Raw genomic sequence first — 25,716 nt, forward strand, 5'->3', positions numbered from 1 at the left:
CCTCCATGCGTTTGCTGCTCATTGAAGACGATGTCGCGTTGGGGGAGGGGATTCATCAGGCATTGAGCCGTGAAGGCTACACCGTCGATTGGCTCAAGGATGGCGCCAGCGCCCTGCATTCACTGCTCAGCGAAAGCTTTGACCTGGCGATCCTTGATCTGGGCCTGCCGAAACTCGACGGGCTGGAAGTCCTGCGACGTCTGCGACAGAGCGGCTCAGGCCTGCCGGTGCTGATCCTCACCGCGCGTGATGCCACTGAAGACCGTATCGCCGGACTTGATGCCGGCGCTGACGATTACTTGATCAAACCCTTTGACCTGTCTGAGCTGAAGGCGCGTTTGCGGGCGTTGTTGCGGCGCAGCGCGGGCAGGGCGCGGGCTTTGATCGAACACGCGGGCATTACGCTGGACCCCGGCACCCAACAGGTCACCTATCACGATCAGGCGGTATTGCTGACTCCCAAGGAATACCAGTTGCTGCATGAATTGCTGTCACCGCCAGGCCGGGTGCTGACACGCGATCGTCTGATACAGCTGTTGTATGGCTGGAACGAAGAGGCCGAGAGCAACACGCTGGAAGTGCATATCCATCACCTGCGCAAAAAGTTCTCCAGCGATCTGATCCGCACCATTCGCGGCGTTGGCTACCTGGTGGAGGAGCAGCGTTGAACTCGATACGGCGGCGTACCCTGACGCTGATCATTGGCTTGCTTTTGGTGGGTTTGCTGATCCTGAGCGTGTTCAACGTGCATGACAGCAACCATGAGATTGCCGAGGTGTACGACGCGCAGTTGGCTCAGAACGCACGGCTGTTGCAGGGCGTGATGAGGATGCCTCTGGCCCGCACCGAACAAAGTCAGCTGTATCAAGCCTTCAATACGGCGCTGGGACAGGCTGAACCCAGAGTTGATGGCCATCCTTACGAAAGCAAGATTGCCTTTCAGGTGTGGGACCACGGTGGCAAGTTGCTGGTGCATACCGCCAGCGCACCGACCTTCGTTCAAGTGCCGCAGACAGCGGGCTTCAGCGATGTGACGGATCTGACCGGTCACGGCTGGCGTGCCTTCGTTCTCGACGATAGCCAGAACGGCATGCGTATCTGGGTTGGCGAGCGGGACGATGTGCGCACCGATCTGGTCCACCGGATTGTGCGGCACACCCTGGGCCCGAATCTGATCGGCAGTCTGTTGCTGGTCGCGGTGATCTGGCTGGCGATTGGCTGGGGACTCAAACCTCTGGCTGATCTGGCCAAGACCCTGCGCGCTCGCAACCCAGGGTCGCTTGAGCCGCTGCGACTGGCACCGCTGCCCAGTGAGCTGGAGCCGATGCAGGCGGCATTGAACCGATTGCTCGGCCAGATCCAGGACGTCTTGCACCGCGAACGCCGTTTTATCGCCGACGCCGCCCACGAAATGCGTACCCCGCTGGCGGTGCTCAGGGTCCATGCGCAAAACGTTCTGGAAGCGCGCAACGAGGAGCAGCGTCAAGAATCCCTGGGTTATCTGATCATCGGTGTGGATCGCACCACCCGACTGGTGAATCAACTGTTGACCATTGCACGCCTGGAACCACAAGCCAGCGCTACGCCCATGGCGTCCATCGATCTGGTGGAGGCAGTACGCGAGAGCCTGGTGCAATTGACTCACTGGGTGCTGAGTCGAGGACTTGAGTTGTCATTCGATTGCAGTGAAGAGTCACATTTCGTCCAGACCGATCCAGGATTGATCAACATCGCGCTGCATAACCTGGTGACCAACGCGGTGAACTTTTCACCCGAGGGCGGCCAGGTCAGGATTGGCTTGAGCTTCGATGACCGGACGTTTTCGCTCAGCGTCGAGGATCAAGGTCCCGGCATCGATGAAGCGGAGCGTGAACGTTTGTTCGAGCGCTTCTACAGTCGGGGTAACGATCAGGGCGTTGGTCTGGGGCTGACCATCGTGCAAACCATTGCCCAGCGTTTGGGCGGGCAGATCCGCCTGGAAAACCTGCCGACAGGAGGCTTGCGCGCGGTGTTCCAGGCCCCGGCCAATTGATCAGCGCTTCTGCAGCCAGCCCAGGAAGCTGCCTTTTTTGATCGCCGCCGGTTTTTCGGTCAGCAGCGACTGGCTGCTGTGTTGGCGAACCGCCTGGAGCTTTTTCAAGGCGTTCTTGATTTGCCCTTCCTGCTCCATGGTTTCCCGAGCCGTTGCCTTATCGATACGGTAGACCACGCACGAGGTGAGGGCGGTAAAACGCGCTTCGGACGGGGCGTCGTTGAGCACGCCTTGTTCGCCCATCACTTCGCTGGGGCCCATGCGCCCGGCTTCGAGGTAGTCCTGACCATCGGCAACAGTCGCCGAGACCACACCGGTAGCGATCACCAGCAGGCTGTCGGCGATCTCGTCCTTCTCCAGAATCACCTGCCCGGCGGCATACTCCCGTGAAGACATGTTCTGGGCCAGATGGTTTTTCTCTTCGCTGTTCAGCGCGCGCAGGACTTTGACTTCATCGAGCAAGGTGCGAGCCCGGGACACCGGCTCGACCGTCACGTCCGATTGCCAGGCAATGCCCGCCGCTTCCAGATGACGATAGGCCAGGTCGAACAGCAGGTTGCGCACATCAGCCTTTTTATCCAGATTCTGGATGTAGCCGGTCAGCGTGTATTCGATGGTGGTCGGGCTGGCTTCCTTGACCACGGCACGGGCCTTGGGGAAGGGCAGCAGGGCGCTGCTGCCCTGCAAGGCACGGTCCAGCGCATCCAGCACGCGACGCGGGCGGATATGCGGCGAAACCATGATGTTGATCGAGACGCCGAACATATCCTTGGGACGACTGAGGTTGACGATCTTGGCCTTGGCCGCTACAGAGTTGGGGATAACGGCAGTGCTGCCGGTGCCGGTCAGCAAATGCGTGGCGCGCCAATCGATGTCGACGACTTTACCTTCCACACCGTCGATGCTGATCGAATCGTCTACCTGATAGGGTTTGGTGGTGTTGAGGACGATGCCGGAAAACACATCGCTCAAAGTACTTTGCAGGGCCAGGCCGACGATGATCGCCATGGCGCCGGAGGTGGCGAGCAGGCCTTTGACGGGGAGTTGCAGCACGTAGCCCGCGGCGGCAACGATGCCGATCAGGAAAATCACGGCGCCGATCACTTCCTGCAACAAACGTCCGCTGTGCCCGATGCGCTGCATCAGCAACAGGCCGAGTACTTCGGTGAGGGTCCGCGAGGCGAAAATCCACCAGATGATTTCCAGGGCGGTCGCTGCCAGATGCCGGGCGCTGTCGTCTTCCCACGGCGCGGTATCCAGTGGGCTGAGGCCGGCGCTGATGATCACCACGCTGTACAACAGGAACAAGCCCAGCCGCGCGGCGACTTTCGGCAGCCGGTGCTGATACGGCACCGCGTGCCAGCTCGCCAGATCGACGAGGATCAGGAAGACGCTGCACGCCAGCGGGTAGGTTTGAATGAAAGCGAGCATGGGCGAATTCCTTGGCGCGAGAGATGACCGTGATGGCCAGATTAATGCTGTGCAGGAAGGCGATAAAGCTGGTAGAAAGTGTTTGACTGTCAACCGGTGAGCGACAATGAACCCATTCGAAGACATGCGAATCTTTACTCAGGTGATGGATTCCGGAAGTTTCACGGCCGCCGCCGATCAATTGGGGTTGTCCAAACAGTTCGTCAGCCGGCGCTTGATGCAGCTTGAAGAACGGCTGGGCGTGCGCCTGCTCAATCGCTCCACACGGCGGTTGGATGTCACGCCGTTGGGGCAGGCGTACTACGAATCGGCGCTGAGGCTGCTGGCCGACGTGGAGCAGGCCGAACAAAGCATCGCCGGGCAGAACAACCAGCCGCGCGGCACCATTCGCCTGACCGCGCCGTTGTCCTTTGCCATTGAGCATCTTGGCCGGCTGCTGCCGGTTTTTCTTCAGCGTTACCCGGAGGTCTCGGTGGAAGTGGACCTCAGTGACCGCTCCGTGGACTTGCTGGGCGAAGGCTATGATCTGGCGCTGCGCATCGGGGTGCTGGAGGATTCAACCTTGATCGGTCGGCACATCGCGCACATCGAGCGGGTGTATTGCTGCAGCCCGGATTATCTGGAGCGGCGTGGCGAACCGACCGAACCTGAAGCGTTAAAAGGCCATGACTGCCTGCCTTATGGCCATAGCCGTCAGGTGCAATGGCGGTTCGAACGCCAGGGCAAACCTGTCGCCGTGAGCCTGTGCGGCCGAATGCGCGCCAATAACGGCGAGCTTTTGCGTGATGCAGCGATTGCCGGCCTGGGCATCACCTACCTGCCGCTGTTCATTGTCGGCGCGGCGCTTGAGGAGGGGCGGCTGGTCCGGATTCTGGATACGTTCCGCACGCCGCCGCTGGCCTTGTCGGCGGTGTATCCGCAGCATCGCCAGGGCGCGCGGCCGGTGCAGGCGCTGATCGAATTTCTCAAGGAAGCATTGACCGAGTGTCCGGCGTTGAGTCGCTGAGTGATAAATCGTGGGAGCGAATTTATTCGCGAAGAGGCCGGGACAGGCTCCGACTGTTTCGCTGACTGCACCGACGTCTTCCCGGATAAATCCGGTCCTACAGGATGACCGTGTTCAGCCTGTGGGTGTGATTCAGGATTATGTTCGTCGCTTTGTGCTGCAACAGCAAAGCCAGCACAAGCGTTCAATCCGTCGCCCTCACGTTCCTCGCATCATGCGGACCCATTCCAGTCCGTTATGTTTGAGAGGTACTCATGCGTCTGTCCACTTCACCCATCCTGCGGGGGCTTGCGCTGATCCTTGCATCGGCCCTTGCGTCGACTTCCGGACTGGCGCTTGCCCAGCCGCCAGCGCAACAGAAGACCCAGGTGCCGGGTTATCACCGTCTTGCGGTGGGCGATTACGAAGTGACGGCGCTGTTTGACGGCTACAACGATTTGTCGCCGGACTTGCTCAAGGGCTTGAGCCCAGGGCAGATTCGCGCGCTGCTGGCGCGTCGCTCCATTGATACCCCTGGCGTGCAGACGGCATTCAACGCGTTCCTGATCAATACCGGCAAACACCTGATCCTGGTCGATACCGGCGCAGGCGCGTGCATCGGCGAGACGGCGGGTTTCCTTTTGGCGAATATCAAGGCAGCGGGGTATGAACCGGCGCAGGTGGACACCATCCTGCTTACCCATCTGCATCTGGATCATGTGTGCGGTCTGGTTGATAGCCAGCAAAAGGCAATCTTCGCTAACGCCACCGTCTATGCCGCCAAGCCTGAGGCGGATTACTGGCTGGACCCGACCGCCATTGATCGCGTCCCGGCCAGCGCCAAGGGCTATTTCAAGATTGCGCAGCAATCCACGGCGCCCTATATCGCAGCGGGCCGGTTCAAGACCTTCACGCCGGGAACCTCGCCGGTGCCTGAAGTGCAGACGACGCTCGAAGCCGGTCACACCCCCGGCAGCACCACGTACCTGTTCAGCTCGGCAGGGCAAAGCATCCTGTTCATGGGCGATTTGGTGCATAACCTGGCCGTGCAGTTCGACCATCCGGAAGTGACCATCGGCTTTGACGTCAATGCCCGGCAAGCCAAGGCCAGTCGCGAGCAGGTGTTCAGCTCGGCAGCGGCCAAGGGCATCTGGGTAGCGGCGGCGCATCTGCCGTTTCCAGGCATTGGCCACATCGCCGCCGTCGACAAGCATTTCCAATGGGTGCCGATCGAATACGGCCCTTACCAGCGCGCCGCGCACGTGCCGCTGATCAAATAGCGTTTATCCCGGACGCTCGCGGCCTCACTGGTTTGGCGCTACAGTAGGCCGCAGCGATTAACCGATGGATAGATAAACGCTGTGAACGCCCCCGCGATTGCTCATCTGAATAGCGAAAAATTCGCTGCCACGCGGGTGGTTCACGCCTGTCCCGACCCCGACAAAATCATTGATATCCCTTGCGCCGATGCCTTTTCGATCATCGTCCAGCTGGAGGATTTTGCCGAGCACCGGTTGTGGCGCGGGCGACGTTTGAGTTACTCCGGCGGTTATCGACAAGGCAGCGTGTCTCTGCCGTTCATGGGTGATGAGCTGCGCTGCCAGCATCGCGCCTCGTATGACAATCTGCGCTTCAACATTCCCCGACAAACCCTGGATGAGATCCAGGCAGAGAACAACGGGCGCAAAATCGACGGTTTCCGTTACGAGCAAGGCGTTCAGGACCCGGCGCTCTATCACTTGGCCCAGGCCATGCTGCCCGCGTTGCAGCATCCAGATCAGGCCAATCAATTGTTCATCGATCACATCTTGTTGGCGATGTGCGCGCATTCGATTCAGCACTACGGACGGGTTGCCTCGACTGCTGGCAAATTCACCACCACGCTGACCCCTCGCCAGGAGCGCCTGGCCAAGGAAATGATTGCCGGCAACCTGGGCAAGGATTTGTCCGTGGAGCGTGTTGCCCAGGAATGCTCATTGTCGCGCAGTCACTTTTCCCGGGCGTTCAAGCAAGCTACCGGCGTCGCCCCACACACCTGGTTGCTGCAAATGCGTGTCGAGAAGGCCAAGGAACTGCTCCAGGCGCAACCGCAGCTGCCATTAGCGGTGATTGCCGGGCAATGCGGCTTTTCCGATCAGCCGCATCTGACGCGAGTATTCACTCGTCTGGTTGGGGCCAGCCCCAGCGTCTGGCGGGCCCGGCAGCGCGGAGCAATCGTTTTATTGAATTGAGGCTGGGGATCAGGCCGCGATTCTTTCTCGGCGCCCGCTCAGCAAAAACACCCCCAGTGCAATCAGCGGCAATCCAGCGCCGAGCAGCGCTACGCCGTGCCAGCCGGCTTGTTCATAAAGACTGCTGGCCACCGCCGAACCCACGGCACCGCCGATAAAAATGCTGGTCATGTAGAGCGCGTTCAAGCGGCCACGGCTGGCGGGGTCCAGCGCGTAGACGGCGCGCTGGCCGAGCACCATATTCAGCTGCACCGCGAAATCCAGCAGCACGCCAGTAACCGCCAGACCAATGACGGTGTAGCCGGGTTGCGTCAGGCCAATCAGCAGCGCAATCGGTGCCAGCGTCAGAGCCACCAGTGAAGCGCGTCGGGTATGCCCGGCATCGGCCAGTCGACCGGCAATTGGCGCCGCGATGGCACCAATGGCACCGACCAGCGCAAACAGGGCGATTTGTGTTTGCGACAAGCCGAAGTGGCGCGAAAGCTCGATAGGCGCAGCGGTCCAGAACAGACTGAACGCGGCGAACAGCAGGCCTTGATACAGCGAGCGCTGACGCAACACCGAATGCTTGCGCAGCAGAGTGATCAATGAGCCAAGCAGTTGGCCGTAGCTCGCCTTGTGATCGGGCGCACGTTTCGGGATGGTCAACGCCAGCAAGACAATGATCGCCAGCATGACCACTGAAGCGCTCATGAATACCGCACGCCAGCCAAAGTGATCGGCGATCAGGCTGGAAACCGGACGTGCAAGCAGAATGCCCAGCAACAGGCCGCCCATGATATTGCCGACGACCTGACCGCGGGTTTCTTCCGGGGCCAGATGCGCGGCCAGCGGGATCAGCATCTGCACCGACACCGAGCTGAAACCGATCAACAACGAGATCATCAGGAAACCGTTGGGGTGCTGGCTCATGCTGGCGGCGAACAGGCTGCCGGTGGCAATGACGGCGGTGCCGATCATCAGCTTGCGGTTTTCCAGCAGGTCGGCCAGCGGTACCAGAAACAGCAACCCCAGGGCGTAACCGATCTGGGTCAGGGAGACGATCAGGCTGGCGCTATGGGCCGATAGACCCACGTCCGGCGCAATGAGTTCAACGATGGGTTGCGCGTAATAAATATTGGACACAATGGCCCCGCAGCAAAACGCAAACAACAGCACCAGGCCGCGGGTCAGGGTGTGCTGCGAGGCATGCAGCGGTGTAACGCTCGATTGGGTCATGCACGTTGGCTCATGTCTGTGATGAGGGCAGTTCCGCCTGGAACCGGTATGGAACGCACATTAGGCGAACGTATCGGGTTGGAGAATCCGTCGCCTGCGCAACAGAGCATTGCATAAAGCGCACTCCGGGCGGTGCAACGGTTGGTTCGCCGCGCTGGCGGATATAAAAAGCGTTTGTGGCGCATAGCTAGTACTTCAAGTTAAACCGCTATTTAATTGTATTATTGTGCGCAGTTCAAACTTCGTGATATTCGGGTATTTACCTGGACTATCCCTATAGATAATATCGGGCGTTGGATTTACCGGGTTATATAGGGTTTACCGTCAGTGATGAATGCCATTTGATAGCGATCGATCCCCAGGGCACTGCCGTGTTGCGGCAGAAAATCACCGCCACCCTAAGGACAGCGTGAATAGAATGATTAGTCTCGGTCAAGCCCATGTATCTCTGGAACTAAGAGAAGTATTCAAGTGTGGAACGGCGCTGCGCATTGGTGCGCGGGCGTTCGATATTCTGGAGCTGTTGATCAATCGTCCTGGTCGTCTGGTGACCAAGGACGAGATTCTGCAAAAAGTCTGGCCCGAAACCGTTGTCGAAGAAAACAATCTGCAGGTTCACATTTCCGCCCTGCGCAAGGCGCTGGGAACCGACCGCGACCTGATTCGCACCATTGCGGGTCGCGGCTACATGCTGATCAGCGGCGATGAAGATCTGTCGCAGAACTCTCCGGCCAGTGCAGGCGTTGACGAAAGTGTCCTGTCCAGTCCATTCGGCTGTCCGATGCTGCGAAAGAGCAATTTGCCCCATGACGTTGCGCTGATTGGTCGGGTAACGGCGCTGGACGATGCGTGTCAGGCCCTGGAAAGCGCTTCGTTGCTGACCCTGACCGGCTCAGGCGGCATCGGCAAGACATCGCTGGCAGTGGCAGTTGCTCATCGGCTGTCCCGGACGCAATCGCTGCCGGTGTGTTTTGTCGCGCTGGGGCAACTTAATTGCTCCGAGCGGGTTATCGACGCATTGGCCTGTGCGTTGGATGTCGATGGCGTTCAGGGGCAGTCGATGCTCGACGTGGTGGTCGGCCGCCTCAACGAGGTAGAGCCTTTGCTGGTCCTCGACAACTGCGAGCATTTGATCGAAGCCGTGGCAACCTTGTGCGCGCATCTTGCCCAGCGCTGCCCGACCCTGAAAATCCTTGCTACCAGCCGTGAAGCCTTGCGTATCAATGGGGAACGCAGCATGAATGTCGCGCCCCTGGACGTACCGGAGCCGGGCACCGATCGAGCGCACATCTTGCGCAGCGATGCCGCACAGCTGTTTCTGACCCGATTGCGCGCACTGGACTCCTGCTTTCCGAGCGATGCCAGCGACAATCTCGATGACCAAAGCGTCGAGCTGGTTGCGCAGGTCTGCCGTACCCTCGACGGCATCCCGTTGGCCCTGGAAATGGCGGCTGCCCGGGCGTCGGCACTGGGGCTTTATGAGCTTCTCGCCAGCCTGCGGGACGACCTGCACTTGTTGGCCGGTGGTTTACGCAGCGCGCCGGAGCGGCATCAGACCTTGCAGGCTTCGGTGGATTGGAGTTACCGCCTGCTCACCCACGACGAACGTCAGGTGCTGGGGCGGATCACTGTGCTTGACGGGCGGTTTACCCTGGATCAGGCTTGCGAGGTCGCGCAGTCCCTGGATATTTCCAGAGCGCAGGTCATGGACGCGATTGTCGGTCTGGCGCTCAAATCCCTGCTGGCAGTGCTGGCCGAAGGACCGTTCAAGTTCTACCGCCTGTTGGGCGCGACCCGGACCTGTCTCGTGCAAAGGCTCAAACAGGCACCGGGCACGGCAACATCGACGCGTTCATCAGGGCAACGCATCGAACTGCTGGCAATCAGCGCACCGCAGGCTTCGCTGAGCACCTTGCGCGCGACCCACGTGGAGCAGGAACTGGATCAGTTTCACCGTAACCATCAACGCGTCCTGGCGACCAGCCAGTAGCACCAAGTTCCCGGATTACTGTTTATGCCTGCGACATCCATGGTTTATGTGGTCGACGATGAGAGCTCGATTCGCTCTTCACTGACTCGACTCTTGAGCTCGGCCGACCTCAGCGCCCAGTGCTTTGCGACGGCTGACGAGTTTCTGGAGCAGGCGTTCGCCGAGCAACCCACCTGTTTGTTGCTGGACGTCAATATTGCCGCCGCCAGCGGTTTTGACGTGCAAGAGGAGCTGCTGCGCCGCGGGCATCGTTTCCCGATTATTTTCATGACCGGTTTCGGCACCATTCCGATGTCGGTCAAAGCCATCAAGGCCGGCGCCCACGAATTTCTGACCAAACCCTTCGAGCCGGATCAGTTGCTCGAAGTGGTCCGCCAGGCGCTCGAATACGATGAGCGCGGGCTGATCGAGCGCGTTCAGGTCGAAAGCATCCGGCGCCGTTTTGAAACCCTGACGCCCCGCGAGCGAGAGGTGATGGCACAACTGGTGACCGGCAAGATGAACAAGCAGGTTGCCCACGAGTTGGGCACCAGCGAAATAACCGCCAAAGTGCATAAACGGCACATAATGACAAAAATGAATGCGCGAACTTTGATTGAGCTGGTCAAGATGTGGGAACAAGTGGCTCCCGTGAATTGATTAAAACAGCACAATTATACATAGAGACAATCCCTATCTTTGAATCAAGAGCGTATTGTCCTCTAATTACTTTTCCTGTCATGAAGTTCAGCCTATGATCCTCATCTGCGTTGTTGATGACGACGCTTCCGTGCGAAATGGCCTTGGCAATCTTCTCAAGTCTTTGGGTTATCGCACTGTGGGCTTTGCTTCGGGGGAAGAGTTCCTGGCTTCATCCGCAAGCGACGAAGCGCACTGCGTATTGCTCGATCTTAAGATGAAAGGCATGCAAGGGTTGGAAGTGCTTGAGCGATTGAAAGCTGCGCGCAAAACAGTTGGCGTTTGCTGCATGTCCGCACATGACGATGAAGTCACCGTGCGGCGCACGCGCGATGCGGGCGCCCTGGGTTTCCTGCACAAGCCATTTTCCGAGGAAGCGTTGCTTGAATCGATAAAGCAGGCACTTGAGAAGGTAGTTTAAGCATGTAAGGACCCGTTATGAGTGGCATCAGAGCAGAGCCAACGTTGAGTATGCGGGGCCTCCCTGACCAGCAACCAGAAGGTTTCAGCCTGCAATGGCTGGCGCTGCTTTCCTGGGAACAGCTGTATGCCGACGGCGAGATCGATCATTACCGGGTGCATGTGCCTGGCTGTTCACCCACCTGGCTGATTGCGCGCTGCTCGGCCCGACTGGTCGAAAGTGGCTTTCGCCGCATCGAACATGAATTTTCAATCGCGCCTCGGCTGGATCCCGGTTGGGCCTTGATGCCGCTGGCGGTCCTGCACACGCCGGACGGCCCGCTGCTGGTCGCCAACGATCCAGGTGGCAAATCCCTGCACGAAGTGGCGGACGGCAGCCTGTCGATCAGCCTGTTCCTGCGGCTGGCCATTGGCGCCGCACACGCCCTTAGTCAGGCTCACGGCAACGGTCTACTGCACCGTGATATCAAACCCAGCAATTTCATTCAGGGTGACGACGGTTTCGTGCGCCTGACCGGATTTGGCGTGACGGTCGAGCGACAGCCTGGCGGCCCGCACAGCGTCTCGGACTCGATCTGCGGCACACTGGCGTATATGTCGCCGGAACAGGCGCGGCGAGTGGATCGTCAGGCCGATGAACGCAGCGATCTGTATTCCTTGGGCATGACCTTCTATGAATGGCTGACCGGCCAGTTGCCGTTTGAAGCCAGCGACGCGGTGGAGTGGGTGTACTGCCACGTGGCCAGGCAACCACCGTCGCCACGACAATTTCGCGATTCCATTCCCATGCCGTTGGCCCAGCTGATTCTCAAGCTGATCGCCAAGAACCCCGCCGACCGTTATCAAACTGCCTTCAGGCTGGAAATGGATTTGCGCGAATGCCTGGCGCAATGGAGCGAGTTTCAGCACATCGCCGCGTTCGAGCCGGCCCTGCAGCGTGATTTACCCCAAGGCAACGAGCGCAGGGGATTGATTGCCCGCTGCGAGGAGCTGCAGGCGCTGCATGCGGTGTTTTCCAGAGTCAGCCATACCAGCAGCTGTGAAATGGTGCTGCTCTCGGGTTCTTCAGGCACCGGCAAAACCACCCTGGTTCGCCAGCTCCAGCAGGATCTGGCGCTGAATCGGGTGCTGTTTGCCTCAGGGAAATTCGACCAGGCGCAATATAACGCGCCTTATGCCTCGCTGGCCCAGGCCCTGCGTTCATTGATCATGCGGGTGGTCGGTGAGAGCGGCGACGAGCTCGAACGCTGGCGCGAGCAATTATTGGCTGCGCTCGGTGGTCACGGCCGGTTGATCGCCAATCTTGTACCGGAAATCGAATTGATCCTCGGACCGCAGGCGCCCTTGGCCGATCTTCCCGCCAATGACACCCAGAACCTGTTCAACCTGGTCTTGCATCGCTTCCTGAACAGCTTCGCCAGCCCACAACGCCCGCTGATCCTGTTTTTCGATGACCTGCAATGGCTGGACGATGCGACGTTGGCCTTTATTGCTTCGTTCAGCGCCGGTCATTATCGAAGCATTCTGTTGATCGGTGCCTATCGGGACGTCGAGGTCCAGCAAATGCCGATGTTCTCAGACTTCCTGGCGGCGCTGCGCGAGAGCCCGACGCGCTTGACCGAAATCAGGGTATCGACCCTGTGCCTGGACGATGTTTGCCAGTGGGTCGGGCAGGCACTGGAATGTGAGCCGGCCGCAAGCATGCTGCTGGCCAGGGTGATTCATGCAAAAACCAGCGGCAATCCGTTCTTCATCGGCCAGTTGTTACGCACCCTGTTCGATGAACAGCTGATTGTCATGGACCGTACCAAAGCGAGCTGGACCTGGAATCTGGACGCCATCGATAGCCATCGTTGCGCCGATAACGTGATTGATCTGATGGTGGCGCGAATGGCTCGTTTGCCGTCCCAGACTCGTACGTTGCTGGGGCAGATGGCGTGTATCGGATCCTCTGTCGATATCCAGACGCTGGCGCGAATCAGCAGCACTGTAGAGAAGTCTTTGCGTCGCCACCTGGCGATCGCTGTGCAGGCCGGGCTGTTGACCGAGAGCCGCCATGGCTTTGCCTTTTATCACGACCGTGTCCAGGAATCAGCGTACCGCCTGACGCCACCTGCGATGCGGCCCGCCGAACATGCGCGAATCGCCCGGATTCTCCTTGCGGACCTGCACGGGGAAGGGCGCACCGACCAGATTTTCGAAATTGCCTCGCACTTGCAGCGGGTGCGGCCCGACGAGCCGGACGCCGCCGAGGTCGAGCTGTTCAGCGACCTGTTGTTGCGCGCTGCGCGGCAGGCAATGAAGGCTGCGGCGATTCAGTCTGCGCTGGGTTACCTGGCAACCGTCAGGTCGTTGACCCGTCTGCAACGCTGGCAGCAACACGCAGCGATCAGCTACGAGGCCGGTTTGCTTCAGGCGCAGTGCCTGATTCTCGATGCGCAGTTCGAGCCGGCCAGCCGCGTTCTCGCCGAGTTACTGGAGCACATCGATTCCGTGGTGCAGCGCGCGGCGATCTACATGCTCAAGGTCGAGTTGCAGGTCCTCTCGTCCTGTTACCGCGAAGCCATCACCACGGCGCTGGAAGGGCTGCGGATGTTCGGCATCCAGATTGCCCCGCAGACCGACCGAGAGGAAATTGAGCAACGTTATCAACTCCTGCTGCAAACGCTTGGAAACCGGTCAATCGCGTCGCTGATCGATCTGCCGGTGATGCAGGACGCGTCGTTCGAGGCCGCCGTGGGTATGCTCGCCAGCATGATCGCCCCGGCGTCCTTTACTGATCAGGATGTGCTGTTCGTCGTCGCCTGCGAGATGGCGGAGCTATCCCTCGACTACGGAATCTGTGCCGCATCGGCGTCAGGATTCGCCTGGTTTGGTGTGGTGCTTGCGCAGCGACAAGGGCTTTATCAGGAAGGGGCGCAGTACGCCCAGCTGGCACATGAGTTGGTCAAGCGCCACGGCTATGACGGTGCCGAAAGCATGGTGCTGGTTGCACTTGATCAGGTCAGCGTCTGGACTCAGCCGCTGAGCCATTGCCTGGGTTACGCCCGCACCGCATTTGCCAGCAGTCACACCGCCGGCAATCTGAGCATGAGTTGTTATGCCTGCAACCACATCGTCTCCGACCTGCTGGTCATGGGTGAATACCTGGAGCGCGTGCAGGAGGAAGTCGACAACGGCCTGGAGTTCTCCCGGCGCGCGCGCTTTCGCGACGTTGAAGCCGTGTTGCAGACTCAGGCGCGCTTTGTCGCGGCATTACGCGTAGGGCCGGTTGCACGTCTGGCGCCCAGCGCGCCCCAGGATTGTGCCGGTCGCGACAGTGCCATGACGCCGGTAGCCTTCTGGTGGTGGCTTTTCGAAGGTATTTCCAACTATCTGTACCGCGATTTCACCGGTGCAACCCACTGCCTGGCAAAAGCCGAAGCATTGGCCTGGTCGACGCCAGCGCATGTGCATTTGCTCGAATTGCATTTTTTCAGCGCCCTCAACCTCGCCAGCGGGCGCGACCGTACGCTGGATTCTGCCCGGATTCTGGCGGCCATGGCGCCTCATCTGGACAAGCTCAACCAATGGGCGGCGCTCAATCCGCAGGTATTCCGGGACAAGGCGTTACTGGTCGAAGCGGAAATGGCCCGAGTGGCCGGGGATACGCTCAACGCGCTGGACCTGTATGAGCTGTCGATCACCGCAGCGGCCAATGCCGGCTTCGTGCATGTGCAGGCGTTGGCCCATGAACTGGCCGCCGAATTCCATCACACCCGTGGATTGTTCACCTCGGCGCGCAGCCATATGCGCAGTGCCCGGGATTGCTATCAGCGCTGGGGCGCGCATGGCAAGGTCGCCAACCTGGAAGCCCGTGCCGGTTTTCTGCGCGAGCAGGCTTCGGTGTCCCGTCCTTCGATCAGCATTTCCGGCGGGCAGGACACGCTGGATCTGGTCTCGGTAATGAAAGCGTCTCAAGCCTTGTCCGAGGAAATTGTCCTGGACCGGCTGATTGGTACGCTGCTGACTAACACGATCATTCACGCTGGCGCACAGCAGGCGCTGTTGCTGCTGGTCAAACAGGATCAGCCGCAGATTTCTGCCCGAGGCCGGGCGCAGGACAGCGGCATCGAGATCGATCTGACGGTGTCAGTGCCGTCGGCGCAGCATTTGCCGTTGTCTCTGCTGTACACCGTCATGCGTACCCGGCAATCAGTGGTGCTGGACGATGCCATGCAAGCCAGTGACTTTGTCGATGATCCTTATTTTCACCAACGCCAGGCGCGCTCGGTGTTATGCCTGCCGTTGGTCAAACAGGGCCAGGTTATCGGCGTGCTTTATCTGGAAAACAACCTCGCGCCAGGCGTATTCACTTCCAATCGCACCACGGTCCTGGAACTGCTGGCCGGACAGGCGGCGATCTCTCTGGAAACCGCCCGGTTGTACGCTGAGCTGGTCGAAGAAAACACCCGGCGCCGGGCGATCGAGTCGGCCTTGCGCACCAGTCAGGCTTCCCTGGCGCTGGGCCAGCGCATCGGTCATTCCGGGAGTTTTCGCTGGCATGCTGGCAGGGATGAGTCAGTCTGGTCCGATCAGTTGTTTGCGGTCTGGGGACTGTCGGTTGCGGCGACGCCGCCTTCACTGCACGAGCTGGAGCGACTCGTCCATCCCGAGGACCTGAGCGCGTTTAGCGCGATGCTCAGCCGAGCGGTGCGCACCAGCAGCGCCTTCCAGCATGAGTTTCGTCTGGTGATGCCGGACGGCAGCATCCGCCACCTGGAATTACTGGGCGAGCCGGACAGTGACGATAAAGATGTCTTTGTCGGTGTCGCCAGCGATATCACGGAACGCCGCACCACCGAAGCAGCGCTGCGCCACGCACGAGCGGAATTGGCCACGGTGTCGCAGGCGACGATCATGGGCGAATTGGCAGCGTCCATTGCCCATGAAATCAATCAGCCTCTGGCGTCCATCATCACCAATGCCAGTGCCAGTGTGCGCTGGCTCAAGCGGGAATCGCCGGTGGTTGCCGAAGCCCTTGCGGGGTTGGGCGACATCGTCAACGACAGCAAGCGCGCGGCCGACATCGTGCGGGCCTTGCAATCACTGGCCCGCCAGACGCCGTCCACTCGACAGCCATTGCAAATCAACGAAGTGATTCGCCGGGTCGTGCAGCTCACCGCCAGTGAAATCGAGCACCGGCAGGTGCTGCTGATCCGACAAAGCAGCGGGCCGCAGCTGAGCATCGAAGGGGACGCGGTGCAGCTGCAGCAGGTCATTCTCAACTTGATCATGAACGCGATGGAGGCCATGAGCGACGTCCATGACGGCCCCCGTCACCTGTCGATCAGTTGCGATACGGTGGGCAGTGACTATGTGGTGGTCAGCGTCCAGGACAATGGCGCCGGGATCAACGAGGAGAATCTCGAGCGCGTGTTCGACGCCTTTTACACGACCAAGGAAAAAGGCATGGGTATGGGCCTGGCAATCTGCAAATCCATCATCGAGTCCCATGACGGCGGGCTTTATGCGTTTGCCGGACGCGGCAGGGGAACGGTTTTTGTGTTTACCCTGCCGGTGTAGGGCGTCGTCCGAACAATCATCAATATCGTGGGAGCGAGGCTTGCCCGCGAAGGCGTCAGGCCAGTCGCCACACGTAGTGATTGGTAAATCGATTCGCGGGCAAGCCTCGCTACAACGAATTGCAAGGGCCATTATTCAAACGGCCAGCGCGTTTCCAGCAGCAGGGTGCAGAAATTAGCCCGCTTGTATTGTTTATCGAGGCGTTCGAGAACATCGGCGTTCACGGTGCCAAAGGCGGTGTGTGGACGATGCTTGAGGCCCGCGGCCATGGCATTGAGCAACTTGGCGTTGAAGCCCGGTTCGCGGGGGAAGGCCTGAAGGATTTGCGTCAATTCCGCAGGGCTTATCGCATTGCGATGCCGTCCGTACAGGTCGGTATCGACACCGGCAGCGATCAGCGCGACGAGGTGGGATTTGTGTTCCGGAATGCCTGGAGTGCTGTGCAGGGCAATGGCGTCCCAGACTTCCTGGGCATCGTCATGGGAGCAGCCGAAACCCTTGAGAAACTCCCGTGCGGCAGTGGCACCATCGATTTCGAAGCGGTTTTGCGAGCGTCGATACCGTGCTGTCAGGCCCACGCGGTGGAACAGCGCACCGACATAAAGTAATTCTTCATCGAACGGGACCTGGCGTTGCTCGCCGATCAAGGTGGCGAACAGGAACACCCGTTTCGAGTGGTTGAGCATCAGCGTTGAGTGCGCATCGCGGATCAGTTCGACAGCCGCCTGAGCCATAGGGCTGTCCGGCAATCGAATGCTGGCGATGTCATTGTTATTGTCGTCCCTCACGTGCATACCTCACGGTCGTCCGTTTCACGGACCTGTGACCCGTCGCGGCGACGGGTCAAGGTCGCGGGTTCAGCGGGCCTGGGCGAAGTTCAGCAAATCCTGATTCAGCTGATCCTTGTGGGTGAAGTACACCGCATGAGGTGCGCCAGGGTAGACCTTGAGTTCGGCGCCCTCGACCAGTGCCGCTGCGGCCTTGCCGGTCACGTCGATGTTGACCACGGCATCGCCATCACCATGGATGACCAGCGTCGGCACGTCGAAGCGCGCCAGGTCGGAACGGAAATCCGTCTCGGAAAACGCTGCAACGCAATCCAGCGTGCCCTTCATGCCGCCTTGCAAGGCCATGAACTGAGTCCAGTCCAGCATCGGTTTGCCGACTGAGGAACCCGGCTGGTCGCTGCCGGTGAAGATCGGCCCGAACGCGTCGAGGAAGCCTGCGCGGTCATTGAGCAGCCCGGCGCGGATGCCGTCGAAGATCGCCGGGTCCATGCCTTCGGGATGGTCCTCGCGACGAATCATCAGCGGGGTGACCGCGCTGACGAGTACCGCTTTGGCGATACGCCGGGTGCCGTGGCGGCCGATGTAACGTGCCACTTCGCCGCCGCCCATGGAGAAGCCCACCAGCACGATGTCAGTCAGATCCAGCGTTGTGATCAGCGCGTGCAAATCATCAGCGAAGGTATCGTAGTCATAACCCTGCCATGGCTGGCTGGAACGCCCGAAGCCGCGACGGTCGGGGGCAATCACCCGAAAGCCGTTCGCGGCCAGGAAGTTCATCTGGTATTCCCACATGTCGGCGTTCAGCGGCCAGCCATGACTGAGGATAATCGGCTGGCCGGTGCCCCAGTCCTTGTAATAAAGCTGCGTGCCGTCGGCGGTAGTAATCGTGGGCATGAGTTTCTCCTGAGATTCGAGAACAAAATGAGAAGGCCAACAGTAGGCCGCCAGTTCGCTCAAGTCCTTGGCGCCAACCTGAAATGTTCTTAACCGGACAGCCGCTGATCGCCCCATAACCGAGCGCCATAGCCTGCTTCAGAACGATTAATGTCCGGAGAAGGACTTTAAGGACTGCCAACTCCAGACTCGGAACCTGACCAACCCCTTTTGATCAGGAGAGTCTGAAATGAATACCGTCAGCCCATCGCCCTTACGTCAGATCGAATCCTCTGCCGCCGCCCAGACCCCATCGCCGCAAACGCTGGCGCGGCTTTCGTCTGCCCTGGATGAGCTGATCAAGTCGTGGTCGCGCAACGAGGCAGACGCTCGGCGCATCAGCTTGCTTGAATCAGCTGAGCCGGCTTCCTCCGGCATTGAGCCACTGGCTTATCAATTGATCTGCTCGTTATTGCCAGCGCTGCGCAATCGGCAGGGTGAGGTCGAGGATTCGGTGGATCGGGCCATGCTGGTGCTGTGTTCGCATCTGTCCACGCACTTCGAAAAGCCCGCACCGTGCGAGACGCTCAAGAACGAAAGAACGCCCTGCGAAAAAATAGCCTTGTCGCCCTGGCAGGAACGGCGCGCTAAGGAAATGATGGCCAGCCATATGGATCGCGGCTTGTCCATCGCCCAGATCGCCAGCGAGTGCTCGTTGTCGCGCAGCCATTTCTCCCGGGCTTTCAAGAAGAATACCGGTGTCTCGCCCCGCGACTGGTTCTTGCAGATGCGTCTGGATAAGGCCAAGCGCCTGCTCACTGAAACGCAGCTGACCATTTCCCGGATCAGCCTGGACTGTGGCTTTGCCGATCAATCGCACTTCACTCGGGTGTTTACCCGCGTCATCGGCCTGACCCCGTTCAGCTGGCGCCGGTCACTGCCGGTCGCCAGCCGTCGCGCGGGCTGATTACTTGAGCAGGTCCAGCGGGTATTCAACCACCAGATATAACCGATCGATATCGTCGCCCGCCTGAGCGGTATTGCCTCGGTGGGATACATGGGAAATGTCCAGCGACAGGTCTTTGGCGGGGCCGGATTGCACCACGTATTTCAGGTCGATATCGCGTTCCCAGTGGCGGCCGCCCTTGCCTTGAATCGGCACGTAGCGATCAATGTCGGAGTCGAACGGATTGTAGGCGCCGCTTTGCTGGGCCCTGGTCCCGTCGATCTGCCGACCGGTCACATAGCGGGTCATGAACTTGAGGCCCGGAACACCGAGCGTTGCGAAGTTCAGGTCATAGCGAACCTGATAAGACTGCTCGTGCGCGCCATTGAAGTCGGCATATTTGATTGAGTTGGCCAGGTAAATCGAATCGCCGCCGACGAAATCGAACGGTGTGTCGCCGTCGATCTTCTGATAGCCGAAGGTGAGCGCCTGACTGCCCAGACGATATTTGGCCGACAAACTGTACGCGGTATTGTTGATCGAGCCCGCGTCGGCGTTGCCGGTGTCCAGCGTTCGGTACAGGTTGCTGTCCAGCAGCAACGAGCTGTCTGCGGACAGCTGCCGGGTAAAGTGCAGGTTGCCGTAGTACTGGCGCCAGGTGTTCGAGAGCTGCGACGCATACAGTGAACCGCCCAGCGGACCGTCGCCCGACAGTTCGATTCCGGCCAGGCTGATGCTGGCGTTGCGCGTACTGGCACCGTAACCGTCGAAGTCACCGTGAGTCGTCGAGGCATCCTGATTCTTGAACGCCGTGAAGTGCCCGGCCACCAGTCTTACGCCCTGAACTTCCTGGCTGTCGAGGAAGAATCCGGTGGCGTATTCCGGCTGCAAACGCTTGTCGGCCGTATCGAACACCGGCGTTTCGACTTCCATTTCGCCGAATTTCAGGGTGGTCTGTGAATACTTGAGCTTGAGCGCAGCACCCGCGCTGGCATAGTCATCTTCGGCGCGGCCCTGGCTGTCCAGTGGCAGCAACCCGGTACCAGAACGCCCGCGCCCGCTGTCCAGCTTCAAGCCATAGAAGCCGTGGGCATCAAGGCCAACGCCAATCTCGCCCTGGGTAAAGCCGGATTTGAGATTGGCAATAAAGCCTTGTGCCCACTCCTGCTTGTAGTTCTTCTGCTCATGCCCGGTGCGGTAATCGTTTTGCAGGAAGAAGTTTCGCGATAACAGATTGAGGGTCGAATCCTCAAGAAAGCCATGTTGTGCTTCGGCATGGACAGCCAAAGCCTGACCTGATGCCAGCAGCGCCAGGGAAGTCAGCAGGGTAAATCGGTTGCGCATATTCATGCCCTTTTGAGTGAAGCGACTACGCTGACCCGAATGTCCGGCAAGCGCGGCTCAATCTGACAGGAACGGGGTGGCATGAATTGACGGGCTGTGCGCAAAATTGTCTGCGGGTGCTAGAGCTGAGGCTTGCCCCGTCATTCTGTAGGACCGGCTTTAGCCGGGAGGGCGTTCTCCCGGCTAAAGCCGGTCCTACAGAATGACGGGGCATTTATGCGAATCAAAAGCACGCGCGTACAAGGCAAGCCCCCATCGGCAATGCTTACTTGAGCAGCAGATAAGCCTGGCTGCCTTTTCATTTTCCTTCGTTCTGGACCCATTTCATGAATCGCAATGACCTGCGCCGTGTTGACCTCAACTTGCTGGTGATCTTTGAAGCCTTGATGTTCGAGCGAAACCTGACCCGGGTCGCGGAGAAACTGTTCATGGGCCAGCCTGCGGTGAGCGCGGCATTGGCGCGGCTGCGGGATCTGTTCGATGATCCGCTGCTGTTGCGCAATGGCCGGGGCATGGAACCAACTGCAAGGGCCCTGGACATTCTCAAGGAAATCCAGCCCGCACTGGACACCATTTCCGGAGCCGTCAGCCGGGCCAAGGATTTCGACCCATCTACCAGTACCGACGTGTTTCGCATCGGGCTGTCCGATGACGCCGAGTTTGGTTTGCTGCCGCCGCTATTGACGCAGCTGCGCGAGGAAGCGCCGGGCATCATTGTGGTGGTGCGACGGGCCAACTACCTGTTGCTGCCAGCCTTGTTGGCTTCCGGGGAAATCTCGGTAGGCGTCAGCTACACCACTGACCTGCCAGCCAACGCCAAGCGCAAGAAACTCCGCGATATCGGCTGCAAAGTGCTGCGTGGCGACTCCCGCCCCGGGCCGTTGACCCTCGACGAATATTGCGCACGACCCCATGCGATGGTGTCGTTCTCGGGCGACTTGAGCGGCAACATCGACCTGGATCTGGCCAAGGTCGGGCGGGCGCGCAAGGTGGTGCTGGCGGTCCCGCAATTCAACGGACTGCGGGCATTGCTGGCGGGCACCGAGCTGATCGCCACGGTTCCCGATTACGCGGCCTGCGCGCTGGTTGAAGGCTGCGCCCTGCGCGCTGACGACCCACCATTTCCGATCAACGAAGCCGAGCTGTCGATGGTCTGGAGCGGGGTGCACGACAACGATCCGGCCGAGCGTTGGCTGCGCGCGCGGATCAGCCAGTTCATGTCCCAGGCACTGGACGTCGCGCCCTAGCCCCTAAGGGCTGTTCGGCAAAGAAAGCACAACCATTCAATTTTTAACGCGCCTCGATGGGCACTATCAAATGCAGAGTTGGCTAGGACACGCGAATCGTGGTCTGGCCATTCCCCCATTTGTTGGTGGCGCCATGAATAATTCGACACTGGAAAAAAACGCTCAGGATATTGGTCTGCTGTTTCTGCGGATCAGCGCCGCCGCGTTCCTCTTGATCGTTCACGGGCTGCCCAAGCTGCTCAACTTCCAGGCGCAGCTGTCGCTTATCGAAGATCCCTTTCACATGGGCGCAAGCCTGACCTTGATCCTGGCGATCTTCGCCGAAGTGGTGTGCCCGATTTTCATCGCCGCCGGACTGTTCGTGCGCCTGTCATGCCTGCCCATCATCGTCGTGCTGCTGGTGGCCCTGCTGGTCGTCCATCCGCAATGGAGCCTGGAAGAGGGGCAGTTCGGCTGGCTGCTGCTGATCATCTTTACTACTGTGTTTATGGCCGGGCCGGGACGGTTGGCACTCAACGCACGTTTTAGCGGAGCGGTACGTTATGTCTGATGCACCTTCACTTTTTACCGCCGAGGCGGCTGTGGTCAGCCAGCCAGTGTTCAACGAAGTGGTCACCCTGGTCATCAAGCACCGGATCAAGGCCGGGCTTGAGGCCGATTATGAAGCCTGGCTGCGGCGCATCGTGTCGATTGCCGGCAGCTATCCGGGGCATCTCGGCGTGGATGTAATCCGCAGCAAGGCCGACGGTCTGCAGCTGTTTACCTGCGTGCTGCGTTTTCACTCCACCGACGCCATGCAGAGCTGGCTGGATTCCGACGAACGCAGCCGGTTGGTGGCAGAAGCCCAGCCGATGCTCGCCGACGGCGATCACACCGAGGTCAATCCGCTCAACGAATTCTGGTTCACACCTACCACGGAAACGTCGAAATCGCCGCCGCCACGCTGGAAGCAGGCGTGCGTGACCTTCCTGGTGATCTGCCCGCTGACCTTGCTGATTCCGTTGGTCTGGCATCCGGTGTTTACCTTGAGTCCGTTTCTCGCCAACTACGTCGTGAGCACCGCACTGGTCACCGTGACCATCGTCCTGCTGGTGGTCTACCTCCTGATGCCCGCAGCAACGCGCCTGTTCGCGCCATGGCTGAATGCTGCTCCGGAAAACAAACCCGTGGAGTAACGCCATGAGCGACGACAAAACCGATCTGGAGCGACGGCGCTTCGTCGCCAAGGGCACGCTGCTCAGTGCCGCAGCCGCGCTGTTTCCCTCTTTGCCTTTTGCCGGTTATGCCGGTGCTTCTCAATCCTCTGTCGAAGGAACCGCTATGAACGTCGAGCTGATTCTGTACAACGGACAATTCCATACCGTCGACCGTGAAAAGCCAACCGCCAGTGCGGTGGCCATCAGCGGCGGCAGTTTCGTCGCCGTGGGCAGCGAAGCTGAAGTGATGGCGCTGCGCGGCAGCGCGACGCAGGTGATCGATCTGCAAAAACGCACGGTGATCCCGGGCCTCAACGACTCGCACTTGCACCTGATCCGTGGCGGGCTGAACTACAACCTCGAACTGCGCTGGGAAGGCGTGCCGTCGTTGGCCGATGCCTTGCGCATGCTCAAGGATCAGGCCGACCGCACACCGACGCCGCAATGGGTGCGTGTGGTGGGCGGCTGGAACGAATTCCAGTTCGCCGAAAAACGCATGCCGACCCTTGAAGAACTCAACCAGGCCGCGCCAGATACACCGGTATTTGTGCTGCACCTTTATGACCGCGCCTTGCTCAACCGTGCCGCGCTGCGTGTCGCCGGTTACACCCGCAACACACCGAATCCGCCGGGTGGCGAGATCGTGCGCGATTCCAATGGCGATCCAACCGGCATGCTGGTGGCCAAGCCTAACGCGATGATTCTGTACTCGACCCTGGCGAAAGGGCCGAAGCTGCCGCTGGAATACCAGGTCAACTCGACGCGTCAGTTCATGCGCGAACTCAATCGCCTGGGTGTGACCAGCGCCATTGATGCGGGCGGTGGTTTCCAGAACTACCCGGATGACTACGCCGTCATCGAAGAACTCGCTAAAGAAAAGCAGCTGACCGTACGTATCGCCTACAACCTGTTCACCCAGAAGCCGAAGGAAGAACTCACCGACTTCAAGAACTGGACCAACACCGTTCAGCTGCATCAGGGCGACGACTTCCTGCGCCATAACGGTGCCGGGGAAATGCTGGCCTTCTCCGCCGCTGACTTCGAGGACTTCCTCGAGCCTCGGCCGGATTTGCCGGCCGGCATGGAGCAGGACCTGGAACCTGTGGTGCGCCATCTGGTTGAGCATCGCTGGCCGTTCCGCCTGCACGCCACTTACGACGAATCCATCACGCGCATGCTCGACGTATTCGAGAAGGTCAACCGCGACATTCCGTTCAACGGTCTGCCGTGGTTCTTCGACCACTGCGAAACCATCACACCGAAAAATATCGAACGCGTTCGGGCTTTGGGTGGCGGTATCGCGATTCAGGACCGGATGGCCTTCCAGGGCGAGTATTTCGTCGAGCGTTACGGGGCCAAGGCTGCCGAATACACGCCGCCAATCAAGCGCATGCTGGCCGAAGGCGTACCCGTCGGCGCCGGCACCGACGCCACTCGAGTGTCGAGCTACAACCCTTGGACTTCCCTGTACTGGATGGTCAGCGGCCGCACCGTTGGCGGGCTGGAGCTGTATCCGGAAGGCCTGTCCCGCGACATCGCGCTTGAGCTCTTCACCCATGGCAGCGCCTGGTTTTCGTCCGAGCAGGGCAAGAAGGGCATGATCAAGGTCGGTCAGCTGGCCGATCTGGTGGCCTTGTCGGCGGACTATTTCAGCGTCGACGAGGAATCCATCAAGTGGATCGAGTCGGTGCTGACCGTAGTGGACGGCAAGGTGGTGTACGGCAGCGGCGATTTCGAAAAGCTCGCACCGCCCAGCGTACCTGTGCTGCCCGACTGGTCGCCGGTGGTCAAAGTGCCTGGCCACTGGCGCCAGAACTCGCCGATGCTGGCCCAGGTTCACCAGTGCGCGGGCCCGTGCACCGTGCATTCCCACAGCCACGAGCGCGCTCGTATGTCCAGCGTCCCGGTCAGCGACTTCCAGGGATTCTGGGGTGCGTTTGGCTGTTCGTGTTTCGCATTCTGATTACCAGACAACCGTAAATCTCAAAGGAGTCAACCATGAGCACCCCCTACAAGCGCCTCAACAAAGACGACGCAGTTGTTCTGCTGGTGGATCACCAGACGGGCCTGATCTCCCTGGTTCAGGATTTCCAGCCCAACGAGTTCAAGAACAACGTTCTGGCCCTCGCCGACGTCGCCAAGTTCTTCAAACTGCCGACCATCCTGACCACCAGCTTCGAAAACGGTCCGAATGGCCCGATGGTTCCAGAACTCAAGGAACTGTTCCCGGACGCGCCGTACATCCCGCGCCCAGGCCAGATCAATGCCTGGGACAACGAAGATTTCGTCAAGGCGGTAAAAGCCACCGGCCGCAAGCAACTGATCATCGCGGGTGTTGTGACCGACGTCTGCGTGACCTTCCCGACATTGTCGGCACTGGCTGAAGGGTTTGAAGTGTTCGTCGTGACTGACGCTTCCGGCACCTTCAATGAAACCGTGCAGCAAGCCTCCTGGGCGCGCATGACCGCCGCTGGCGCTCAGCTCGTCAACTGGTTCTCGGTCGCTTGCGAGCTGCAGGTCGACTGGCGCAACGACATGGAAGGCCTGGCCAACCTGCTGTCGCCACGTATCCCGAACTACCGCAACCTGATGAACAGCTACTCGGCGCTCACTGCCAAGTAATTGCCTGACCAAACGGCGCCGCTCCTTCGAGAGCGGCGCCGTTTTTTTATGTGGGTGATTTTGTAAGGCGCGCTTTCAACAACGATCCGATCCGTTGGAGCGAGGCTTGCCCGCGAAGGTGTCAGGCCAGTCGCCACACGTAGTGATTGG

Annotated in this window: 20 protein-coding genes; 15 read left to right on the top strand and 5 right to left on the bottom strand. The window is 59.8% G+C overall.

Annotation, left to right across the window (positions count from 1 at the left end; genetic code table 11):
• The first annotated feature begins 5 nt into the window (after window positions 1–5).
• Window positions 6–668 carry a response regulator gene (locus AFK24_RS10570; protein WP_020291224.1) on the top strand — a complete coding sequence of 221 codons (663 nt, stop codon included), beginning with the start codon at window positions 6–8 and terminating at the stop codon, window positions 666–668.
• Window positions 665–2,032: an ATP-binding protein gene (locus tag AFK24_RS10575; RefSeq protein WP_065833184.1), complete on the top strand. Its 1,368-nt coding sequence runs from the start codon at window positions 665–667 to the stop codon at window positions 2,030–2,032. Before AFK24_RS10570 ends, AFK24_RS10575 begins: the two co-directional genes overlap by 4 nt.
• Here AFK24_RS10575 and AFK24_RS10580 read toward each other — a convergent pair whose 3' ends face one another.
• Entirely contained in the window at window positions 2,033–3,463 is a 1,431-nt protein-coding gene (locus tag AFK24_RS10580; RefSeq protein ID WP_065833185.1) for a mechanosensitive ion channel family protein, read from the bottom strand.
• Window positions 3,464–3,569: 106 nt separating this feature from the next.
• Here AFK24_RS10580 and AFK24_RS10585 point away from each other — a divergent pair, with 106 nt between their 5' ends.
• From AFK24_RS10585 to AFK24_RS10595, 3 genes are all read left to right on the top strand, one after another.
• Entirely contained in the window at window positions 3,570–4,469 is a 900-nt protein-coding gene (locus AFK24_RS10585; RefSeq protein ID WP_065833186.1) for a LysR family transcriptional regulator, read from the top strand.
• 254 nt (window positions 4,470–4,723) lie between these two features.
• Window positions 4,724–5,728, top strand: coding sequence for an MBL fold metallo-hydrolase (locus AFK24_RS10590; protein WP_065833187.1), 1,005 nt, complete (start codon window positions 4,724–4,726; stop codon window positions 5,726–5,728).
• Between the two features lie 81 nt (window positions 5,729–5,809).
• Entirely contained in the window at window positions 5,810–6,679 is an 870-nt protein-coding gene (locus tag AFK24_RS10595) for an AraC family transcriptional regulator (protein WP_080482118.1), read from the top strand.
• 9 nt (window positions 6,680–6,688) lie between these two features.
• On the opposite strand, the gene AFK24_RS10600 is transcribed toward AFK24_RS10595, so the two are convergent.
• A complete protein-coding gene (locus AFK24_RS10600) occupies window positions 6,689–7,897 on the bottom strand; it encodes an MFS transporter (RefSeq protein WP_065833188.1) in 1,209 nt (402 codons plus the stop codon).
• Window positions 7,898–8,315: 418 nt separating this feature from the next.
• Between AFK24_RS10600 and AFK24_RS10605 the strand changes: the two genes are divergently transcribed.
• The 4 genes from AFK24_RS10605 to AFK24_RS10620 all read left to right on the top strand — a co-directional run bounded on the left by AFK24_RS10605 (window position 8,316) and on the right by AFK24_RS10620 (window position 16,550).
• Complete coding sequence (locus tag AFK24_RS10605; protein WP_065833189.1) at window positions 8,316–9,887, top strand: ATP-binding protein; 1,572 nt, start codon at window positions 8,316–8,318, stop codon at window positions 9,885–9,887.
• A 24-nt stretch (window positions 9,888–9,911) separates the two neighbouring features.
• Window positions 9,912–10,526: a response regulator transcription factor gene (locus AFK24_RS10610; RefSeq protein WP_065833190.1), complete on the top strand. Its 615-nt coding sequence runs from the start codon at window positions 9,912–9,914 to the stop codon at window positions 10,524–10,526.
• 94 nt (window positions 10,527–10,620) lie between these two features.
• Window positions 10,621–10,986 carry a response regulator transcription factor gene (locus AFK24_RS10615; protein ID WP_065833191.1) on the top strand — a complete coding sequence of 122 codons (366 nt, stop codon included), beginning with the start codon at window positions 10,621–10,623 and terminating at the stop codon, window positions 10,984–10,986.
• Window positions 10,987–11,003: 17 nt separating this feature from the next.
• On the top strand, window positions 11,004–16,550 hold the full coding sequence (locus AFK24_RS10620) for a trifunctional serine/threonine-protein kinase/ATP-binding protein/sensor histidine kinase (protein WP_080482120.1): 5,547 nt from the start codon (window positions 11,004–11,006) through the stop codon (window positions 16,548–16,550).
• Window positions 16,551–16,681: 131 nt separating this feature from the next.
• On the opposite strand, the gene AFK24_RS10625 is transcribed toward AFK24_RS10620, so the two are convergent.
• Complete coding sequence (locus tag AFK24_RS10625; RefSeq protein ID WP_065833193.1) at window positions 16,682–17,344, bottom strand: HD domain-containing protein; 663 nt, start codon at window positions 17,342–17,344, stop codon at window positions 16,682–16,684.
• A gap of 63 nt (window positions 17,345–17,407) precedes the next feature.
• Window positions 17,408–18,232 carry an alpha/beta fold hydrolase gene (locus AFK24_RS10630; protein WP_065833194.1) on the bottom strand — a complete coding sequence of 275 codons (825 nt, stop codon included), beginning with the start codon at window positions 18,230–18,232 and terminating at the stop codon, window positions 17,408–17,410.
• Between the two features lie 229 nt (window positions 18,233–18,461).
• On the opposite strand from AFK24_RS10630, the gene AFK24_RS31560 reads away from it, so the two are divergent.
• On the top strand, window positions 18,462–19,178 hold the full coding sequence (locus AFK24_RS31560; RefSeq protein ID WP_065833195.1) for a helix-turn-helix domain-containing protein: 717 nt from the start codon (window positions 18,462–18,464) through the stop codon (window positions 19,176–19,178).
• On the opposite strand, the gene AFK24_RS10640 is transcribed toward AFK24_RS31560, so the two are convergent.
• Window positions 19,179–20,501: an OprD family porin gene (locus AFK24_RS10640; RefSeq protein ID WP_065833196.1), complete on the bottom strand. Its 1,323-nt coding sequence runs from the start codon at window positions 20,499–20,501 to the stop codon at window positions 19,179–19,181. It lies immediately after the preceding gene.
• Window positions 20,502–20,827: 326 nt separating this feature from the next.
• On the opposite strand from AFK24_RS10640, the gene AFK24_RS10645 reads away from it, so the two are divergent.
• The 5 genes from AFK24_RS10645 (at window position 20,828) to ycaC (ending at window position 25,566) form a co-directional block, all read left to right on the top strand.
• Window positions 20,828–21,748: a LysR family transcriptional regulator gene (locus tag AFK24_RS10645; protein WP_065833197.1), complete on the top strand. Its 921-nt coding sequence runs from the start codon at window positions 20,828–20,830 to the stop codon at window positions 21,746–21,748.
• A gap of 133 nt (window positions 21,749–21,881) precedes the next feature.
• A complete protein-coding gene (locus AFK24_RS10650; protein WP_065833198.1) occupies window positions 21,882–22,298 on the top strand; it encodes a DoxX family protein in 417 nt (138 codons plus the stop codon).
• Window positions 22,291–22,923 carry an antibiotic biosynthesis monooxygenase gene (locus tag AFK24_RS10655; protein ID WP_065833199.1) on the top strand — a complete coding sequence of 211 codons (633 nt, stop codon included), beginning with the start codon at window positions 22,291–22,293 and terminating at the stop codon, window positions 22,921–22,923. Before AFK24_RS10650 ends, AFK24_RS10655 begins: the two co-directional genes overlap by 8 nt.
• 145 nt (window positions 22,924–23,068) lie before the next feature.
• Window positions 23,069–24,907 carry an amidohydrolase gene (locus tag AFK24_RS10660; RefSeq protein ID WP_065833212.1) on the top strand — a complete coding sequence of 613 codons (1,839 nt, stop codon included), beginning with the start codon at window positions 23,069–23,071 and terminating at the stop codon, window positions 24,905–24,907.
• A 35-nt stretch (window positions 24,908–24,942) separates the two neighbouring features.
• Window positions 24,943–25,566, top strand: coding sequence for an isochorismate family cysteine hydrolase YcaC (gene ycaC, locus AFK24_RS10665; protein WP_065833200.1), 624 nt, complete (start codon window positions 24,943–24,945; stop codon window positions 25,564–25,566).
• Window positions 25,567–25,716: the final 150 nt, after the last annotated feature.

The organism is Pseudomonas syringae (assembly GCF_001698815.1).
Classification (GTDB): domain Bacteria; phylum Pseudomonadota; class Gammaproteobacteria; order Pseudomonadales; family Pseudomonadaceae; genus Aquipseudomonas; species Aquipseudomonas syringae_A.

Coding starts and splice junctions, on each gene's coding strand:
- AFK24_RS10570 (WP_020291224.1), top strand. CDS start 6: ATGCGTTTGCTGCTCATTGAAGACGATGTCGCGTTGGGGGAGGGGATT.
- AFK24_RS10580 (WP_065833185.1), bottom strand. CDS start 3,463: ATGCTCGCTTTCATTCAAACCTACCCGCTGGCGTGCAGCGTCTTCCTG.
- AFK24_RS10585 (WP_065833186.1), top strand. CDS start 3,570: ATGAACCCATTCGAAGACATGCGAATCTTTACTCAGGTGATGGATTCC.
- AFK24_RS10590 (WP_065833187.1), top strand. CDS start 4,724: ATGCGTCTGTCCACTTCACCCATCCTGCGGGGGCTTGCGCTGATCCTT.
- AFK24_RS10600 (WP_065833188.1), bottom strand. CDS start 7,897: ATGACCCAATCGAGCGTTACACCGCTGCATGCCTCGCAGCACACCCTG.
- AFK24_RS10605 (WP_065833189.1), top strand. CDS start 8,316: ATGATTAGTCTCGGTCAAGCCCATGTATCTCTGGAACTAAGAGAAGTA.
- AFK24_RS10610 (WP_065833190.1), top strand. CDS start 9,912: ATGCCTGCGACATCCATGGTTTATGTGGTCGACGATGAGAGCTCGATT.
- AFK24_RS10615 (WP_065833191.1), top strand. CDS start 10,621: ATGATCCTCATCTGCGTTGTTGATGACGACGCTTCCGTGCGAAATGGC.
- AFK24_RS10620 (WP_080482120.1), top strand. CDS start 11,004: ATGAGTGGCATCAGAGCAGAGCCAACGTTGAGTATGCGGGGCCTCCCT.
- AFK24_RS10625 (WP_065833193.1), bottom strand. CDS start 17,344: ATGCACGTGAGGGACGACAATAACAATGACATCGCCAGCATTCGATTG.
- AFK24_RS10630 (WP_065833194.1), bottom strand. CDS start 18,232: ATGCCCACGATTACTACCGCCGACGGCACGCAGCTTTATTACAAGGAC.
- AFK24_RS31560 (WP_065833195.1), top strand. CDS start 18,462: ATGAATACCGTCAGCCCATCGCCCTTACGTCAGATCGAATCCTCTGCC.
- AFK24_RS10640 (WP_065833196.1), bottom strand. CDS start 20,501: ATGCGCAACCGATTTACCCTGCTGACTTCCCTGGCGCTGCTGGCATCA.
- AFK24_RS10645 (WP_065833197.1), top strand. CDS start 20,828: ATGAATCGCAATGACCTGCGCCGTGTTGACCTCAACTTGCTGGTGATC.
- AFK24_RS10650 (WP_065833198.1), top strand. CDS start 21,882: ATGAATAATTCGACACTGGAAAAAAACGCTCAGGATATTGGTCTGCTG.
- AFK24_RS10655 (WP_065833199.1), top strand. CDS start 22,291: ATGTCTGATGCACCTTCACTTTTTACCGCCGAGGCGGCTGTGGTCAGC.
- AFK24_RS10660 (WP_065833212.1), top strand. CDS start 23,069: ATGAACGTCGAGCTGATTCTGTACAACGGACAATTCCATACCGTCGAC.
- ycaC (WP_065833200.1), top strand. CDS start 24,943: ATGAGCACCCCCTACAAGCGCCTCAACAAAGACGACGCAGTTGTTCTG.